At 75.0% G+C, this 18568-nt stretch carries 8 protein-coding genes; 2 read left to right on the forward strand and 6 right to left on the reverse strand.

Translation table 11 applies throughout. The features are described 5' to 3' along the window. The first annotated feature begins 144 nt into the window (after window positions 1-144). A complete protein-coding gene (locus N912_RS61495; RefSeq protein WP_084210615.1) occupies window positions 145-1395 on the forward strand; it encodes a methyltransferase domain-containing protein in 1251 nt (416 codons plus the stop codon). On the opposite strand, the gene N912_RS0106050 is transcribed toward N912_RS61495, so the two are convergent. The 5 genes from N912_RS0106050 to N912_RS49820 form a co-directional block, all read right to left on the reverse strand. Further along, entirely contained in the window at window positions 1295-2881 is a 1587-nt protein-coding gene (locus N912_RS0106050; protein ID WP_028921735.1) for a (2,3-dihydroxybenzoyl)adenylate synthase, read from the reverse strand. The two genes, N912_RS61495 and N912_RS0106050, sit on opposite strands and share 101 nt — an antisense overlap. Continuing rightward, the gene (locus N912_RS49810; protein ID WP_051579741.1) at window positions 2878-11787 is read right to left on the reverse strand and encodes a non-ribosomal peptide synthetase; all 8910 of its coding nucleotides are present in this window, start codon (window positions 11785-11787) and stop codon (window positions 2878-2880) included. The genes N912_RS0106050 and N912_RS49810 overlap by 4 nt, the downstream gene beginning before the upstream one ends. Beyond that, entirely contained in the window at window positions 11787-14951 is a 3165-nt protein-coding gene (locus tag N912_RS49815) for a non-ribosomal peptide synthetase (protein WP_051579742.1), read from the reverse strand. Before N912_RS49815 ends, N912_RS49810 begins: the two co-directional genes overlap by 1 nt. A 4-nt stretch (window positions 14952-14955) precedes the next feature. Then, window positions 14956-16059 (reverse strand): 3-deoxy-7-phosphoheptulonate synthase, encoded by a 1104-nt coding sequence (locus N912_RS0106065; RefSeq protein WP_425415268.1) that lies wholly within the window; start codon window positions 16057-16059, stop codon window positions 14956-14958. 268 nt (window positions 16060-16327) lie between these two features. Then, the gene (locus N912_RS49820; protein ID WP_037062870.1) at window positions 16328-16579 is read right to left on the reverse strand and encodes a hypothetical protein; all 252 of its coding nucleotides are present in this window, start codon (window positions 16577-16579) and stop codon (window positions 16328-16330) included. Window positions 16580-16876: 297 nt separating this feature from the next. Here N912_RS49820 and N912_RS0106075 point away from each other — a divergent pair, with 297 nt between their 5' ends. Beyond that, the gene (locus N912_RS0106075; protein WP_028921737.1) at window positions 16877-17515 is read left to right on the forward strand and encodes a hypothetical protein; all 639 of its coding nucleotides are present in this window, start codon (window positions 16877-16879) and stop codon (window positions 17513-17515) included. Window positions 17516-17538: 23 nt separating this feature from the next. Here N912_RS0106075 and N912_RS49825 read toward each other — a convergent pair whose 3' ends face one another. After that, window positions 17539-18549 carry an AsnC family transcriptional regulator gene (locus N912_RS49825; RefSeq protein ID WP_051579743.1) on the reverse strand — a complete coding sequence of 337 codons (1011 nt, stop codon included), beginning with the start codon at window positions 18547-18549 and terminating at the stop codon, window positions 17539-17541. Between the last annotated feature and the right edge of the window lie 19 nt (window positions 18550-18568).

Genomic DNA, 18568 nt, shown 5'->3' on the forward strand with positions numbered 1-18568 from the left:
TCGCACGCGGCAGACGGCGCGCGAGCCGGATAGATAGTTCAACAACACAGGAGGAAGGTGCACACCATGAGCAACCACGCTCCAGCGTTCGCCATGCGTGGACCGAACGACCCCAAGCCTCCGCCAGAGCCAGCCCGCCTATAAGTGACCCTCGAACGGGAGCGTGCCCGGCTGGTCACCGATCTGGTGGCCGCCGGGTCGCTCGGCGACGACTGGCGGGCGGCGTTCGAGCAGGTGCCCCGCCACGAGTTCATCCCGGGCACGGTGTGGCAGGTCAGCGAGGCGGCGGGCGGGCGGCTGTTGCCGCTGCGCCGCGACACCGACCCCGACACCTGGTCGAAGTTGGCCTACCGGAACGAGCCGGTCCACACGCAGGTCGATGATGGCAACCCACCGGTCGAGGGCGGATGGGAGGTCACGTCGTCCACCTCGGCGCCGAGCGTGGTCGCCACGATGCTGCACGCCCTGGACGCCGAGCCGGGCATGCGGGTGCTGGAGATCGGCGCCGGCACCGGCTGGAACGCCGCCCTGCTGGCATGGAAGGTGGGCGCCGAGAACGTGACCACCGTCGAGATCGATGCGCAGCTGGTGATTCAGGCCCGTGGGTCGCTGGCCGCGGCAGGGCTCGGCAAGGTCACCGTCGTGACCGGAGATGGCACCCTCGGCTACCCGGACGCCGCGCCGTACGACCGGGTGATCGCCACCGTTGGCATCCGAGAGGTGCCCTACGCATGGGTAGCGCAGACAGCACCCGGGGGCAGGCTGGTCGCTCCGCTCTACAACAGCTACCACCAACCCGGTCTACTCACCCTGGCCGCCAACGGCGACGGCACCGCGTCCGGGCGGCTGAGCTGGCCGCTGTCGTTCATGGGAACACGCGCCGCCCGGGTTCCCCGTGTCGCCCCGGCGAGCATCGTCGGCGAACCGGCGGTCACCGGCGAGACCGACCTGCACCCGCGGCTATGGGGCAGCGGACGGGACGCGGCGATGGCGATCGGCCAGCGCCTCGGCGACGGGGTGCGGTTGCAGTGGCAGAAGGGCACCGCGCCAGGGCAAGGGACGGTGTGGCTGTTCGACCCTGCTAGCCGGTCGTGGGCGTCGGTCGAGGCCGGAGAGGAACCGCCCCGTACCGGGTGCGGCAGGGCGGCCCGCGACGGCTGTTCGACGAGGTGGCCGACGCCTACCGGTGGTGGCGCGAGGCCGGCGAACCGACGGTCACCGACTGGACGGTCGCAGTCGGACCGGATGGCCAGCGGATCACGCTGCCGGACTGATCGGATTCGGACTTGCTCGTCTAGTCCTGGCCGATGCGGGCTTGGAGTCGTTTCTTGTCGTACTTGCCGATCGCGGTCAGCGGCAGCTCGCCGAGCACCGCCAGCCGTTCCGGGAGCTTGAACTCGGCCAGCCCTCTGTGACGTAGGAAGTCGCGCAGCTCGGACAGCTCCACCGGCGGCCCGCCGAACACCACCGCCGCGCAGACCAGCTCGCCCATCGCCGGGTCGGTGAGGCTGACCACGGCGGCCTCGCGCACGGCGGGGTGCGCGCAGAGCCCGGCCTCGACCTCCTCGGCGGAGACGTTCTCGCCCGCCCTGATGATCGTGTCCTTCACCCGGCCCTGGACGACGAGCTGCCCGGACGGGGTGCGGGAGACCAGGTCGCCGGTGCGATAGAACCCGTCGGTGGTGAACGCGGTGGCGTTGTGCTCGGCCGCCCGGTAGTAGCCGCGGATGGTGTACGGGCCGCGCACCAGCAGCTCGCCCACCTCACCGTCCGGTACGTCGGCCCCATCGGGAGACACGACGCGGATCTCGTCGTCGGGGCAGACCGGGCTGCCCTGGGTGGTGTGCACGATGTGCTCGGGGTCGTCGAGCCGGGTGAAGCAGATCAGGCCCTCGGCCATCCCGAAGGCCTGCTGCAGCGCGCAGCCCAGCGCCGGGGTGACCCGCCTGGCGTCCTCGTCCTTGATGCGCGAGCCGCCCACCTGGAGCAGCGTCAGGCTGGACAGGTCGCGGCGGGTGTACGCGGCGGCCTCCATCCAGAGCAGCGCGAGCGCGGGCACCAGGGCGGTGTGCGTGACGCCCTCGCGTTCGATCAGCGGGAACGTCTCCGGCGGGCCGGGGCTGCGGGCCAGCACCACCGTGCCGCCCTCGGACCAGGTGCCGAGCGCACCGGGGGAGGCCAGCGGGAAGTTGTGCGCCACCGGGAGCGAGGCAAGGTAGACCGAGTGCGGGCCGAGACCGGTGAGCTGGGCGCTGACCCGGGCGTTGTAGAGGTAGTCGTCGTGGGTGCGCGGGATGAGCTTGGGCAGGCCGGTGGTGCCGCCGGAGAGCAGCAGCAGCGCGGGCGCGCCGGGGTCGGGTCGCGGTAGGTCGCGCGGTTCGGCGTCGACCTCGGCGAGGTCCACCGCCCAGGACGGGAGGTCCTCGGTCGGCCCGGCGACCAGGACCTGGCGCACCTCGGAGCGCACCTGGTCGGCCAGCGCCAGGTAGTCGAAGCCGCCGAACGAGGCCGGGGCTACGTAGGCCGCCGCCTCGCCGTGCCGGCACAGGTGCACGATCTCCGCCGAGCGGTGCGCGGGCAGCGCCAGGATCGGCAGCGCGCCCAGGCGCACCGCGCCCAGCAGCACCAGCACGAACTCGGCGGTGTTGGGCAGGTGGACCACAATCCGGTCCCCCGGCTCGATGCCCCTGGCGGCCAGGCCGGCCGCCATCCGGTCGGCGGCGTGGTCCAGCTCGGCGTAGGTCCACCGGCGCGCGCCCGCCACCAGCGCGGTGGCGGCGGGCCGGGCACGTGCCCAGTCGCGGAACGCCTCGCCCAGCGTCAGCCCGCGCCAGTAGCCCTCGCGCCGGTAGCGCTCGGCGAGCTCCTCGGGCCAGGTCATGGCGTCACCCCCGCCTCGTAGCCGGCCAGCGCGGGCGCGAGGCTCGCGGCGATCGTGGCCAGCGGCTTCTCGTCGGCCATCTGGTAGTGGCCGCAGTCGATGTCGGTGTTCCAGATGACGCCGTCCACCTGCGGCTCCCACAGCTTGTGCGCGCCGGTGACCAGTCCTCCGGTGGTGGCGGTGAAGAACAGCATGTCGCCGCGCACGGTTCCGTCCCATGGCGCGGCCAGCAGCCGGTGCACGGTGCGGTAGCCGGCCACGGCGGCGGTGCGCAGCTCGGGGCCGAGCAGGGAGTCGTCCCGGTCCAGCCCGCCCAGCAGGGCGGCGACCTCGGCGTCGGCGTCCTCGGGCGGACGGTCGGTGAACAGCGAGGGGCCGGGCGCGGATACCGGGTCGTGGGAGTCGTCGGGGGTGCCGGACAGCGGCGGGTAGCCGTCCATGACGGCCAGCAGGCCGGTCGGTTCGCCGCGCTCGTGGGCGATCGCGGTCATCGCGTGCGCCACCACCCCGCCGAACGACCAGCCCAGCAGGTGCACCGGGCGGTTCCCCAGCACCCGGCGGACCCGGTCGAGGTACTCCTCCGCCACCTCGCGCAGGCTCGCCGGGTGCCAGTGCGGGTCGCTCAGCAGCGGCGACTGCAGGGCGTAGAGCGGCTGGTCGGCGGCCAGGCCGCGAGCCAGGCCAGCGAACGGCCAGCCGAACCCGAGCGCGGGGTGCACGCAGACCAGCGGGGTGCGTTCGCCCTTCGACCGCAGCGCCAGCATCGGGCTCAGCCCGCCGCCGATGTCCTTCGGCGTGTTCCTCGGCTTGTCGGCGATGTGCCCGAGGTGGCCGGCCAGCTCGCGCGGGGTGGGGCCGACCATGACCTCCGGGATGCCGAGCGTGGCTCCCCGGGCGCGCAGCTTGGCGACCAGCTCCACGGCGAGCAGGGAGTGCCCGCCGAGGTCGAAGAAGCCGTCGTCGGCGCCGACCACGTCCAGGCCGAGCAGCTCGGCGAAGACCAGCGCGACCTCTCTGGCGGCCGGGTCGTCCGGCAGCCTGGCCCGGTCCGCCGGGCGCGCCGGGCCGGCCTCGGGCTCGCGCGCCCGCAGCGCCGCCCTGTCCAGCTTGCCGTTCACGGTCAGCGGCAGCTCGTCGACCCAGCTCAGGGTGGACGGCACCATGTGCGCGGGCAGCCGCCGCGCCAGCAGCGCGCGCACCGCCGTGTCGTCGGCTGTGTCGTTCGGGGCGCCGCCGGTCGGGGCGACCAGGTAGCCGAGCAGCCGGTCGGCGTCCGCGCTCAACACCACCGCCGCCTGGGCCACGTGCTCGGACTCCAGCAGCACCGACTCGATCTCGGCCGGCTCGATCCGGAAGCCGCGCAGCTTGACCTGGTCGTCGGCGCGGCCGAGGTACTCCAACAGCCCGTCCCGGCGCCGGCGCACCAGGTCACCGGTCCGGTACATGCGCTCGCCCGCGCCGGTCGCGACGAACCGCTCCGCGGTCAGCGCCGGCCGGCCGACGTACCCGCGCGCCACGCCCGCGCCGCTCAGGTACAGCTCGCCGATCACCCCGTCCGGGACCGGGCACAGCCGGGCGTCCAGCACCAGCGCCCGGGTGTTGGTGACCGGGATCCCCACCACCGGGGTGTCCGAGTCGTCCACCGAGGCGCCGAGGGCGTTGATGGTGTACTCGGTGGGGCCGTAGAGGTTGTAGCCCCAGGTGTGCGGCGCCTCCCGCAGCCGTTGCCACAGCGCGTCGGGCACCGCCTCGCCGCCCAGCGACATCAGCACCGGACGGTGCCGGCCCTCGTCGAGCAGCCCCCATTCCAGCAGCCGCAGCCCGTAGGTGGGCGTGACGTCGAAGGCGTCGATGCGCTCGCGGTCGAACAGCTCCAGCAGCGCGTCCGGGTCGCGGCGGGTGCGTTCGTCCACGATCACCACGTGGTGCCCGGCGATGAGCCACAGCAGCTGCTCCCACGAGGCGTCGAAGGAGAACGCGGTGGTGTGCGCGATACGGAGAGTGCGCCCTCCCGCCCGCTCCAGGGTGGGGGCGAACACCTCGCGGTCGTGGTTCACCGCCATGTTGGTGAGCCCGCCGTAGGGCACCACCACGCCCTTGGGCCGGCCGGTGGAGCCCGAGGTGAAGATCACGTACGCGGGGTGCTCCGGGCGGCGTGGCGCGGTGCGGTCGGCGTCGGTGAGCTCGGCGCCGTCGGCGGCGTCCCATTCCGCCCGGACGGTGGGGTCGTCCAGGTCGAGCACCGCGGTGTCGGTCGGCGGCGGCCACGGCGGCCGGCCCTTGGTGAGGACCAGGCCGGGGCTGGCGTCGGCGAGCATCGCCTCGACGCGCCCGGCCGGCAGGTCCGGCTCCAGCGGAAGGTAGGCGGCGCCCGCGGTGAGCACCGCGAACAGGGCCACCACCAGCTCGGCGTCCCTGGGCAGCGCCAGGCCGACCACCGACTCCGGCCCGATGCCCCGGGCCACCAGCATCCTGGCCAGGCCGTGCGAGCGCGCGGCCAGCTCGGCGAAGTCCATGCCGGTGTCCCGGTCGCTGAGCGCGGGCGCGGTCGGGGTCCGCCTTGCCTGGGCGTCGAACAGGTCGGCCACCGAGAGCTCGGGCACGTCCACCCGCCGCAGCCCGCCCTCGCGCAGCGGCGCGGCCTCGCCGGGCAGGAGGATGTCCAGCTCGGACAGGGCCAGGTCCGGCTGCGCCGCGACCTGGGTGAGCAGCGCGGTGAGCCGTTGGGACAGCTCCCGCGCGGTGGCCCTGTCGAACAGGTCCGCCGAGTACTCCAGGGTGCCGGCGAGGCTGCCGTCCGGGTCCGCGCCGACGTTGAGGTCGAGGTCGAACTTCGCCACTCCGGGGTCGCAGATCACCGGCTCGACGGTGGTGTCGGGCAGCGGGGTGAGCGACGCGTCGCGGTAGTGGTAGGCCACCATGACCTGGAACAGCGGGTGCCGCGCCGGCGAGCGCACCGGGTTGGCCTCCTCCACGACCCGGTCGAACGGCACCCGCTGGTGCTCGAACGCGGACAGGTCCCGGTCGCGGACCCGGCGCAGCAGCTCCCGGAACGACGGGTCGCCGGAGGCGTCGGCCCGCAGCACCAGGGTGTTGACGAAGAAGCCGACCAGCTCGGCCAGCGACTCGTCCCACCTGCCGGTGACCGGCGTGCCGATCGCGATGTCCGTACCCGCTCCGAGCCGGTTCAGCAGCCCCACCACGGCCGTGTGGACGACCATGAACTCGGTGGCGCCCACCTGGGCGGCGAGGGCGCGCAGGGTCATGGCGGTCTCGGCGGGCAGGGCGAACTCTACCAGGCCTCCCTCGCCGGTGGGCCGGGCCGGGCGGGGCCGGTCGGTGGGCAGCGGGGTCTCCTCGGGAAGGCCGGCCAGCTCGCCGCGCCAGTAGGCCAGCGAGCCGCCGAAGCCGGGGTCCTCCCGCTGCGCGCGCAGGTCGGCCAGCACGGCGTCGGCGAACTGCACGGGCAGCGGCGCCCAGTCCGGTTCGTTCTTCGTCAACCGGGACCGGTACGCCACCGCGAGGTCGCGCAGGAACGGCGGGAACGACGCCTCGTCGCTGACCAGGTGGTGCTGAAGCAGCAGCAGGAGATGCCGGTCGGGTGAGGCACTGAACACGTCGGCGCGCACCGGCAGGTCGGTGGCCAGGTCGAACGGGCGGCGGGCGGCCTGTCGCACCCGCTCCTCGTCGTCGACGGTGCCCGCGCCGTGTTCGGTCACCTGGATCAGGGGGCGGGCCTGGGCGGCGGTCAGGATCACGGGCCGGGGCCGGCCGTTCTCCTCCCCGACCAGGGTGCGCAGCGCCTCGTGCCTGCCGACGACATCGGCCAGCGCCGCACGCAGCACGTCCACGTCCAGCGGCCCGTCGATCCGCAGCGCGAGCGGGATGTTGTAGACCGGGCTCGGGCCGCCGAGCTGGTCCAGGAACCACAGCCGGCGCTGGGCCGGGGACAGCTCGATCTCGGTACCCTCGGCGCGCGGCGCCGGCTCGGGGCGGGACGGGCGCCGGGCAGTTGCGGCGCCCTGGGAGAGCAGCTCCTCGATGCGCGCGCCCAGCGCCGCCACCGACGGGGCGTCGAACAGGTCGCGGACCCCGAGGTCCACCCCGAACAGCGCGCCCGCCCTGGCCACCAGCTGGGCGGCCATCAGCGAATGCCCGCCCAGGGCGAAGAAGTCGTCGTCGGCGCCCACCGGCGCGCGGTCCAGGCAGTCGGCGAAGACCTGCGCCAGCGCCCGTTCCCGGTCCGTCATCGGGGCTCTCGTACTGTCCTCGGGCCGGTCCGGCGCGGGCAGCGCGGCGCGGTCCACCTTGCCGGTCGGGGTGAGCGGGAACGCCCGGTGGGCGACAAGCTCCGAGGGCACCATGTACTCGGGCAGCGCGTCGGCGACGAACGCTCGCGCGGCGGCCGCGTCCACGGCGTCCGGATCGCACTCCAGGTGCGCGACCAGCCTGGTACGGCCCGAGGACTCGACGCCGGTGACCAGCGCCCTGCGGACGCCCGGCACCCGGGTGAGCACCGACTCGATCTCGCCCGGTTCGATCCGGAAGCCCCGCACCTTGAGCTGGAAGTCGACCCGGCCCAGGAACTCCAGCTCGCCGTCGCGGCGGTAGCGCACCAGGTCGCCGGTGCGGTACAGCCGGGCACCGGGCGCGCCGAACGGATCGGCCACGAACCGCTCCGCGGTGCGGCCGGGCGCCGACGCGTAGCCCCGCGCGAGCCCGGGGCCGCCGATGTACAGCTCGCCGGCCACCCCGGGCGGCACCGGGCGCAGCCGCGCGTCCAGCACGTGGAACACGACGCCGGGCAGCGGGCCGCCGGCCGAGGGCGGGCGGGTGCGCCCGGGCTCGACCTCGGCCATCGCCGCCCAGACGGTGGTCTCGGTCGGCCCGAACAGGTTCAGCACCCGCCGCCGGGCGCCCCCGTGCAACGTCGGCAGCAGCGGCAACGGCAGCGGCTCGGCGCCGGTGAGCACGGTGGCGTCCCCGAGGGGGTCGGCGTCGCCGGAGGTGGCGAGCCGTTCGGCGATCATCTGCCACAACGACGGCGTGGCCTGCACGAGCGTCGGCGCCAGCTCCCGCAGCGTGGCCACCAGCGCGCGCGGGTCCCGGACCACCGACCTCGGCACGACGGCCACGGTTCCGCCGGCCAGCAGCGTCGCGAAGATCTCCAGCACGGACACGTCGAACGCCGTGGTGGCCAGCGCCGGCACCCGGTCCCGCTCGGTGAGGCCGAGCCGCGCCACCGCGCCGGTGAGGAACCCGGTCAGGGACCGCGCGGTGATCACCACGCCCTTGGGGCGGCCGGTCGACCCCGAGGTGTGGATGGTGTAGGCGGGATGCCGGAGGTCGCGCGGTGCCCGGCGGTCCGCATCGGTGAGCGGGGTCGCGGACCAGCTTTCATCGGTGGCCGGCTCGCACACTGGCGTCCCGGTGATGCCGGCCAGCCGCTCGGCGCTGCCCGGCGCGACCAGCGTCAGCGTGACGGGGGTGTCCTCGACCATCAACCGCAGCCGCTCGTCCGGCAGGTCCAGGTCCAGCGGCAGGTACGCCGCGCCGGCCGCCCAGGCCGCGAGCATCGCCACCACCAGGTCGGCGTCGCGGTCCACGGCGATGCCGACGTGGGTCTCCGGCCCGGCGCCGCGCTCGACCAGGTACCGGGCCAGCCGGTGGGCGTCGGCGAGCAGCTCGCGGTAGGTCCTCTGGTCCACCGCCGGCCGGTCCGGGAACCGCTCGGCGGTGCGGGCGATCAGGTCCAGCGGGAACGCGTCCGGGGCGGTCACCGGCGCGGGCCCGCGCATCCCGCCCTCCTCGCCGGGGAGCAGCACCCGCAGCGAGCCGACACGGACGTCCGGGTCGGCCGCGACCTGGGTGAGCACCGCCCGCAGCCGCTCCAGCAGCGCCAGCACGGTGGCCTCGTCGAACAGCTCGACCGAGTACCAGCACACGCCCTCGACGTCCTGCGCGTCGGCGTACTCGGCGAGCTTGAGCTCCAGGTCGAAGCGGACGTTGGCCATGGTCGGGAACACCGGTTCGGCCGCCAGCCCGGCGAACCGGCCGCCCTCGCCGATGCCGGAGCCCTCGGCGTGCTGGTAGGCGATCATCACCTGGTACAGCGGGTGGCGGGCCGCCGAGCGCGGCGGGTTCACCGCCTCCACCACCCGTTCGAACGGCGCGCGCTGGTGCTCGAACGCCCCCAGGTCGGTCTCCCGGACCCTGGCCAGCAGCTCGGCGAATGTCGGGTCGCCGGTGAGGTCGGTGCGCAGCACCACGGAGTTGACGAAGAACCCGACCAGCCCGGCCATCTCCTCGTCCTCGCGCAGCGACACCGGCGAGCCGAGCACCACGTCCTCGCCCGCCCCCAGCCGGGACAGCAGCGCGGCGGTCGCGGCATGCACCACCATGAACTCGGTGGCGCCGTGCCGGCGGGCCAGGCGCTTGATCCCGGCGCGGACGTCTCGGTCGAGGGTGAACCGCAGGGCGGCCCCGCGCGCGCTCGGGCGGGCCGGGCGCGGCCGGTCGGTGGGCAGGACAAGTTCTTCGGGGGCGCCGGCCAGGCGGTCGCGCCAGTAGTCCAGCGCGGGCCGCGCGTCCGCCGCCCGCTTGTCCACGAGCAGCGCCGCGTCGGCGGCCCGGATCGGCGGCGGGTCCCACGGCGGTCGCTGCCCGCGCGAGCGGGACCGGTACGCCTCGGCCAGGTCGCGGCCCAGCGGGCCGACCGACTCCTCGTCGCAGACCAGATGGTGCACGAGCAGGAGCAGCACGCGGTCGCCCGAGTCGGTCAGGTGGACCAGCGCGCAGCGCAGCACCTCGCGGTCCAGCGGCAGCGGCTCGGCCACCAGCGCGGCGATCAGGCCGTCCAGCTCGGCCTCGCTCGCAGAGTGCTCGGCGACGGGCGGGGCGGCCGGGGCGGTCACCTCCAGCATCGGCTCCGGGTCGGCCGCCACGACCCGGCTGCGCAGGGCGTCGTGTCGGGCCAGCACGTCCTCCAGGGCGGCGGACAGGGTGGACGGGTCCAGCTCGCCCGCGACGCGCAGCGCGAACGGGATGGTGAACGCCGCCGACGAGTCCTCCAGGCTCATCCGGAACCACAGGCCGCGCTGGGCCTGGGACAGCGGCACCCGGTACGGCGTCTCCGGCTCCGGTTGCGGGGAACGGACGGCCGGGCGCTCACGGGTGGCCGGCGCGGCGCACCGGGCGGCCAGCGCCAGCGCGGTGGGCGCGTCGAAGAAGTCCCGGATGCGCAGGTTCAGCCCGTGCCGCGCGGTGAGCCGGCCGATCGCGCGGGTGGCCAGCAGCGAGTGCCCGCCGAGGGCGAAGAAGTCGTCCCCCGGCCGGACCGGGACACCGCCGAGCACCTCGGCGAAGACGTCCACGATGGCCTGGACGGTCTCCGGGTCGGCGGTGGACTCCTCGGCGCGGGCGGTCGGCTCGGCGGGCTCTGTTGCCGGATCGAGCACCGGCGCCGAGGTGTTCCGGGCCAGCGCGAGGTCGGCGCCGCGCAGCAGGGTCGCGAGGTCGTCGTCCGGGTGGGTGCCCGCGCGGCGCAGCAGCCTGAGCGCGTCCTCCAGCAGCAGCCGGCCCACGGCGGGCGTGATCGTCGCCGGGTGGGTCAGGTCGCAGACCAGGCTGTCCCCGGTCACGGCGACGGCGAACGTCAGGTCCGCGTCGGTCGCGATCGGCTGCAGGGCCAGCTCGGCGACCTCCACACCGGGCAGGCTCAGCTCGGAGACCAGGTCCTGGCGCTGCAGCACCATCAGGTTGTACGGGCGCGCGCCGGCCGCCCCGACCGCGCCGAGCACCCGTTCCAACGGGACGTCGGCGTGCGCCAGGGCGCCGGCCGCCTCGGCCCGCACCCGCCCGACCAGGCCCGCGAACGTGTCGCCGTCGTCCAGGCCCAGCGCCAGCAGCACCGTGTTCCCGGTGGCCCCGACCATGGTGGCCTCGCGCATCACCTCCGGGTCCACCACGGGGGTGGCCACCGTGCAGCGCCGCGCCCCCGTCGCGGCCCTGACCAGCAGGCAGAACCCGGCGGTGAGCACATGGAACGGGCTCGCGCCCAGCCGCCGGGCCAGCTCGCGCAGCCCCTCCCCGTCCGGGACCGTGATCCGGTGCCGGTGGACGTCCACGGTCGAGGTTCCCGCCGTGTCCGCGGTCTCCGTGGCGGTGAGCGGTGCCCACGCGGTGGGCAGCGGCAGCGGGCGCGGCGGCTCGGGGAACCTCTCCCGCCAGTACCCGAGCTGCCCCGGCGACCGCTCCCCCACCACACGGGCTCGCACGGCGGCGTACGCCCGGTAGTCGGCGGGCGCGGCGGCAGCCCCACCGGCGGCGGCGTAATGCGCGGACAGGTCCCGGAAGATCGTCGGCCAGGACGCGTCGTCGACGGCGATGTGGTGCGCGGTGAGCACCAGCACCGCGTCCCGCTCGCCGCCGCGCACCACCCGGGCCCGCAGCGGCGCGTGCTCGGCGAGGTCGAACGGCTCGCGGGCCCACCGCCGCGCCAGCGACCGCGCGGCGTCCTCCAGGTCCGGCCCGTCGGCCTCCACCAGGCGCACCTCGACCGCGTCCGGGTCGAGCAGGTGCGGCCGCAGCTCGCCCTCGCCGTCGAACCGGTACACCGTGCGCAGGGCCGGGTGCCGCTCGGCGAGCGCCCGCAGCGCACGAAGCAGGCGCGCGGCGTCCAGCGGGCCGGTCAGCCGCAGCGCCGCGGTGAACGCGCCGGCCGCCCCCAGCGGGTCGCGCTGGTGCAGCATCCACAGCCGCTCCTCGGCGGGGGACAGCACCTCGGTGCCGGCGTTCGGCGTCTCCGGGTCGGGTTCGGGCTCGGTCGGGGCGGCATCGGTGGTGAGGCCCTCCCGCTCCAGCATGAGCGCCATCAGCCGACGCCTCCGGTCGCCGAACTCCCCCATCAAACGTCTCCCGTTCCGGCCAACATGGCGTCTACCTCGTTCTCGCTCATCTCGATGACCTTGACCGCCACGGCCGCGACGCGTTCGGCGTTCCCGCGTCCGTCCAGCAGCCGCTCGCAGGTGCCCACCGCGTCGCCGGCGGCCACGTCGTCCTCGCTCACCCGCACGCCGGGCAGCAGCTCCCGCAGCTCCGAGGCGACCCGCCGCAGCGCCGCCGGCCCGGCCCCGGCGACCAGCACGTCCTCGTCGGGCCGGACCGGACGGCCGAGCGCCTCCCCGTAGGCCCAGGTGACCAGGCGCAGCAGCGCCGGCGCCCGGCCCCGCAGTCCGCGCACCCTCGGTGATGCCCGCCGCTCAGACACCAGCGCGGCCAGCTCGGCGCGGTCGGGCTTGCCGTTGGCGTTGAGCGGGACCGTCGGCACGCGCACCCACGCTCGCGGCACCATGTGTTCGGGCAGCTCGCGGCGCACGTGCCCGGCCAGCTCGTCGTCCTCGACCCGCCCGCGCACGGTGAGCACCGCCGCCAGGCCGTCGTGCGAGGGGTCGTCCTCCGCGCCACCGACCGGCAGCACCACCGCGGCGGTCACCTCCGGATGCCGGGTGAGGACGCCCTCGACCTCGCCCGGCTCGATGCGCATCCCGCGCACCTTGACGATCGCATCGGTCCGCCCGACGAACTCGATGGTGCCGTCCGGCAGGTAGCGCCCCAGGTCGCCGGTCCGGAACGCCCGCACCCGCCCGCCACCCGCTGCGTCGATGTCCACAAAGGACTCGGCGGTCAGCGCGGCGTCGCCCCGGTAACCCAGCGCCACGCCGGCGCCGACGCAGTACATCCGCCCCGGCACCAGGTCGGGGCGGTCGTGGCCGCGATGGTCCAGGATGCGGTAGCCGTTGCCCGGGATCGGCCGCCCGTAGGGCACCGGGCCGTCGGCGTCCGGGTCGACCCGCGCCCAGATGTTCCACAGCGTCGTCTCGGTGGGGCCGCCGACCGAGACGATCGTGACAAGCCCGACCGCCCCCGCCAGCTCGCGGACCAGCGAGCGCGGGATCCAGTCGCCGCCGAGGAACACCAGCCGCAGCGAGGCGAGGTCACCGGGCGCGGCGACGTCCAGCGTCATCCGCATCATCGCCGGCACCGAGTTCCACACCGTGATCCCCCGGGTCCGCACCAGCTCCGCCCACGCGACGGCGTCGCGGTCCGCCTCGGCCTCGGGCAGCACCAGCGTGGCGCCGGCGGCCAGCGTGCCGAACACGTCGAACACCGACATGTCGTGGTGCAGCGCCGTCACCCCCAGCACCCGGTCCCCGGGGCCGATCCCCCACCGCCGCACCGTGGCGAGCAGGCAGCAGACGACGCCCCGGTGGCCCACCTCCACGCCCTTGGGCCGCCCGGTCGACCCGGACGTGAACAGCACGTACGCCGGGTCGCCCGGATCGGGACGCACCGGCTCGAACCCCCGGCCCTGCGGCAGCTCGTCCGCGTCAGACACAACAAGGCGAGGCGAGCCGGCCCGCAGCACCGCCGCCACCCTCGGGGCCGGGGCGGCCGGGTCGATCGGCAGGTACGCCGCGCCGGCGAGCACCGTGCCCAACACCGCCAGCAGCCGGGGCACCCCCGGCGGCAGCAGGACGGCCACCGTGTCCCCCGGCCCGACGCCCCTCGCGCGCAGCCCGCTCGCCACCCGGGCGGCACGCTCGCCCAGCTCGGCGTAGCTCAGGGTGGTGTCGCCGCACACCACGGCGGGCTCGGACCGGTCCGCCCGCAGCGCCCGCTCGACCAGCTCGGTCAGCGTCGCCGGCCCCGGCGGCGGATCGGGCTCCGGCGCGGCGCGGCGGGCGAGCATCGCCTCCGGCACACGCACCAGCTCGGCGCGCCGCCACGCCTCGTCGTCCGCGCCGAGGGCGTCCAGCGCGGCGCCGAACGCGGACCTCAGCTCGTCCACCAGCCCCGGCGCGTACAGCTCGTCGACCGAATCCCACTCCAGGACCAGGCCGCCGCCGTCCAGGTTCGCCCGCAGGTCCAGGCCGACCTGCGGGGTCTGCGCCACGCCGCCGACCCGGCGCGCCAGCCCCGACCACGCCGGCTCGCCGCCGCCCCAGGAGAGCATGCTGGTGAACACCACCGGCGCCAGCGCGGTCCCCAGCTCGCCGCGCGCCCTGGCCAGCCCGCGCAGCACGTCGACGCCGTCCACCCCGCCGTGCTCGACGTCGGTCCAGAGCCGTCGCTGCAGGGCCGCGGCCCGCTCGGCGAACGTGGAGCGCTCGTCCCGGTGGTCGACCTCCAGCAGCGAGAACGTCGACAGCGGGCCGACCAGCTCGCCGACCCCCGGGTGCAGCCCGGTCCGCCGGCCGCCCCTCGGCACGTTCAGCAGCAGGTGCGGCTCGCGCGACCAGCGCACCAGCACCTCCGCGAACACGCTCACCAGCAGCCCCACCGGCATCAGTCGGTGCGCGGCAGCCCGCTTGCGCAACCGCGCCCAGTCCTCGGCCGGCACCCGCTGGAGCCGGCGGGTGAACCGGGGGCGGCGCACCTCGGCGGCCGGCCGCCCGGCGGGCAGCGCCGGCGCCCTGGGCAGCGTTGCCAGCCGCCGCTCCCAGTACCGTTCGTGCTCCACCGGGGCCCGCTGCCCGGCGGCCAGGCGCGCGTACTCGGCGAACCCGATCCCGCACTCCGGCAACTCGGCCCCAGGATCCCGGTAGAGCACCGCGGCCTCGTCGATCAGCCTCTGCAGGCTCGCGCCGTCCATGACCAGCGCGTCCACGCTCACGAACAGCCGCGTCACCCCGCCCGGCAACAGCGCCGCCACCAGGTGGAACAGCGGGCGCCCGTCCAGCGGGATCACCTCGTGCGACAGGCGCTCCCACAGGGCGTCAAGCTCCCGATCGCCCGCCCTCGTCAGGTCCACCCGCTCGACCAGCGGCGCCGGCGGCACCGGCCCGACCCGCTGGGTGGCGGAGTCGGGATCGATCACCAGGCGCAGCGCGTCGTGCCGCTCCACCAGCCGCCGGCAGGCCGACTCGAGCCGGTCCACGTCGAGCGGACCCTCGACCACGATGCACTGGTGCGTGGAGACGTTGCCCAGCTCCAGCCCGTCCCCCCGGCCCACCACGTACGCCTGCTGCAGCGCGGTGAGCGGGAACGGCTCCCCCCACGAGCCCGCCACGCGGTCACCCCCATCCCCCGTTGTCGGTGCGCTCCCGGCGCCGCCGCACGGCGTGCGCGAGGGCGTCCAGGCAGCGCTCGGTCTCCGCCCAGCCCAGGCAGGCGTCCGTGACGCTCACGCCGTAGCGCAGCTCGCCACCGCCCGGGGCCAACCGCTGGCAGCCGGGCTCCAAAAAGGACTCGATCATGACGCCGAACAGGCCCCGCTGCCGCCGGGCCACCTGCTCGGCCAGGTTCGCGACGACCAGCGGCTGCCGGCGGTGGTCCTTGCCGCTGTTGCCGTGCGAGGCGTCGACCACCACCCGCGCCGGCAACCCGGCCGCCTCCAGGACCCGCACCGCGGCGGTGACCGAGGCGGCGTCGTAGTTGGGCTCGCGCCCGCCGCGCAACACGACGTGACAGGCCGGGTTCCCGTGCCCGGCCAGCACCACCGGCGTGCCGTCGGCGCCGAGCCCGGGGTAGGTGTGCGTCGCCGAGGCGCTCCGCACGGCCGACGCCGCCACGCCGACGTCACCGTCCAGCGTGTTCTTCATCCCGACCGGGATGGGCACGCCCGAGGCGAGCTGCCGGTGCGGCTGGCTGGCGACGGTCCGCGCGCCGATCGCGCCCCAGGACAGCAGGTCGAGCACGAACGGGGCGAGGAACGGGTCGACGAACTCGTAGGCCAGCGGGAGGCCGGTCGACGCGGCGGTGGTCAGGAACCGCCGGCCCACCTCCAACCCGAGCGCGAGGTCCTCGCGCCCGTCCAGGCCGGGATCGTGCAACAGCCCCTTCCAGCCCAGCTCGCTGCGCGGCTTCTCCAGATAGGCCCGCAGCACCAGGAGCAGCTCGCCGGCATGCCCGGCCGCCGCGACCGACAACCGCGACGCGTAGTCCAAGGTGGCCACCGGGTCGTGCACCGAGCACGGGCCGACCACGACCAGCAGGCGGTCGTCGACCCCCTCGACGATGTCCCGCACGGCCCGGCGGTTCGCCGCGACCCGGCGCCGCGTCTCGGCATCGACATCGAACCGGGCGGCGAGCACCGAGGGCGCGGGCAGCGCCGTGACCGTCTCGGCGCGCCCATCGGCGATGGTCACCATCAACGCACGGACAGCGTCGGCAGCCACCCCGTACGCGCATGCCCCTGATCAGCCGATGCACACGCCGTGATCTCGAACGACAACTGCCAGCCCCTCTTCCCGGTCATTGCCTTGACGTCACCCTGAGTAATCGGACATCACGAATGAGCAGCGGTAAGTTAGGCTAACCTAATCAGATAGTGCGCGGAAGGGCCGCGCGGCGGAGTCGGCGGCGTCACACCGTCACACCGTCACGCCGGAGCGCGGCGCACCGAGGCTGGCCCCGGCGCGCCGCGCCGCCGAACGGGGTCGGGGGTCAGATACCGATCAGGGCGAGCAGTCCGGTGACGAAGTTCTTCACGCCACCCACCAGTCCGCCGCCGGCGCCACCGCCGCCGGCCGCGCCCGCCGAGCCGCCGCCGGCCGCTCCTCCGGCGGCCCCACCGGCGTCCGCGGCGGCCGCAACGGGGGCGACCGCCGCGCTGGTGACCGCGGCGTCCGGGGTGGCGGCGCTCGCGGTGCCGGCCCCGATGAGCAGCGCCGCCGCAACGGCGGCGACGGACGTCACGGTGGTACGAACGATACGGTGCACAGATCCTCCTGGTTCACTCGATGGCGCGGCGCCTTACCGCGCACCATCGACCTTCCCCGCATCGATCAACTTAGGATAGGCATACTTTAGTAGGTCTCGTGAAGGAGCTGGTCAACGGCGCGCGGCATCGGCGATAAGGCACTCTTGGGTGACGAAAGACGTGTCCCCCGCCCGGCGGGCCTCCCCGCCACCGGGCCGCCCGACGGGGACCTCTCCCGACCGGCGCGGAATACCGTCCACACTATCCGACGGTGACGACTACGCGGTGCGGGGATGAGCGCCATGTCGAACGTGACCAGTTCCGTCCGTGCGCTCGCGGCGGTGCTCCTCATGCTCTCGCTGACGTTGTCGGGCTGCTCGTTCTCGGTCTGGACCACCGGCCCGTCCACCCCGGTCAGTTCGCGACCGACGTACGGAGTCCCGCCGTCCACCTCGACAGCGCCCCCGGCGCCGGGAAACGCCCGGTTCGACCGGCCGGACTATGCCGTCCGTTTCGACTATCCGCGGCATCTCCAGATGCGCACGGACGTCGGATACGACGAGACGGCGGGAGCGAGTCCGGACGCCCTCGTCGCGCTCATGCTCGACGACGACAATGCGATCATGGTGGAACGGCGCGAGCTTCGGTACGCCGTCACCGACGCAAACCTGAACCGGGTCAGGCTGGAGAGCGACCAGGTCGTCTCCCAGCTCGCGGGCACGGTCGTGCACGGAACCGAGGTCGAGGTGGCCGGGCTCCCTGGCCTGGAGTACATGATCTCGCTCGCCTCGCCCCCGCCCATCCGCAGCCGGTACGTGTCGATGTTCGACGGCGCCACCGAGTACACGCTCAACTGCCAGTCGACCGAGCGGCACCGTCCGGAGATGGACGCCGCCTGCCGGACCGCGCTGGCGACGCTGCACCACCGCTGAGTCACGGCTGAGTCACCGCTGAGTCACCGCTGGGCGTCCGGGAACGGGGACGGCGCGAGCCCCAGCGCGCGGGCCATGCCGACCGCGAAGTGGTCGATCACGCCCTGCGCGGTGGCGACGTACTCGTCGCCCACCGACATCGGGCGGTCGTAGTACAGGCTCACGGTGGCGAGCAGGGTGGGGCCGTAGAGCATCGGCAGGGTGAGCAGCGTGACGTATCCCTCGGCCACCACCAGGTCGTGCGCGGCCGCCATCAGCGGGTCGACGCGGGCGTCGGCGACCAGCACGTGCTGGCGGGTGTCCCAGACCCGCTTGATGACGCCCTCGATCCGGCCGTCGCGGATGCGGGCGGTCAGCGCCTCGAAGTAGGGCTCGGAGATGCCGCGGCGCCTGGCCGGGGCGGCCGGCCGGTCGCGGTCCCCCGGCCGGGCGGTGGTGATCATCGCGCGGTCCGCGCCGAGGCCGTCGGTCACGGCGTCGCAGATCCGCTCGGCGAGCTCGTCGAACCCCCCGTGCGGGTTCGGGGCGATCATCAGCGCGGCCAGCGTCTCGGTGTCGACGCTCGGCCCGGCCGGACGGCCGCCCCGAGCCGGCGCCCCGACCTCGTGGATGAGGTGGCAGGGGTGGGCCGCGCGGATGCCGGGATGCGCGTCGAGCGCCCGCGCCCGGAACCGCAGCGCCTCGGCATCGTCCGGGAACGACGCCGCGACCAGCACGTCGGCCGACCCGGTCACCAGGTGCACCCGGGTGACCTCCGGCCGGTCGGCCAGGGACTCGGCAACCGGGAAGCGCTGCCCGGGCTCGGTCTCGACCAGGTAGACCATCCGGCTGCGGTGTCGGGGGTCGTCCAGCTCCGCGGTCACGGTCAGCCCGTGCTCCTCGGCGAGGCGGGCGATGCGGGCGCGCACCGTCTTCTCCGAGATCCCGACCCGCCTGGCCAGCTCGACGTTCGACGCGCGCCCGTCCTGGCGCAACGCGGCCACCAGCGCCCGGTCCACCTCGTCGAGCTCGCTGCGACGGATCCGCCCGGCCATCTTGACACCCCCGACTTCG

The organism is Actinospineispora acaciae DSM 45401 (assembly GCF_000620785.1).
Lineage (GTDB): Bacteria > Actinomycetota > Actinomycetes > Mycobacteriales > Pseudonocardiaceae > Pseudonocardia > Pseudonocardia acaciae.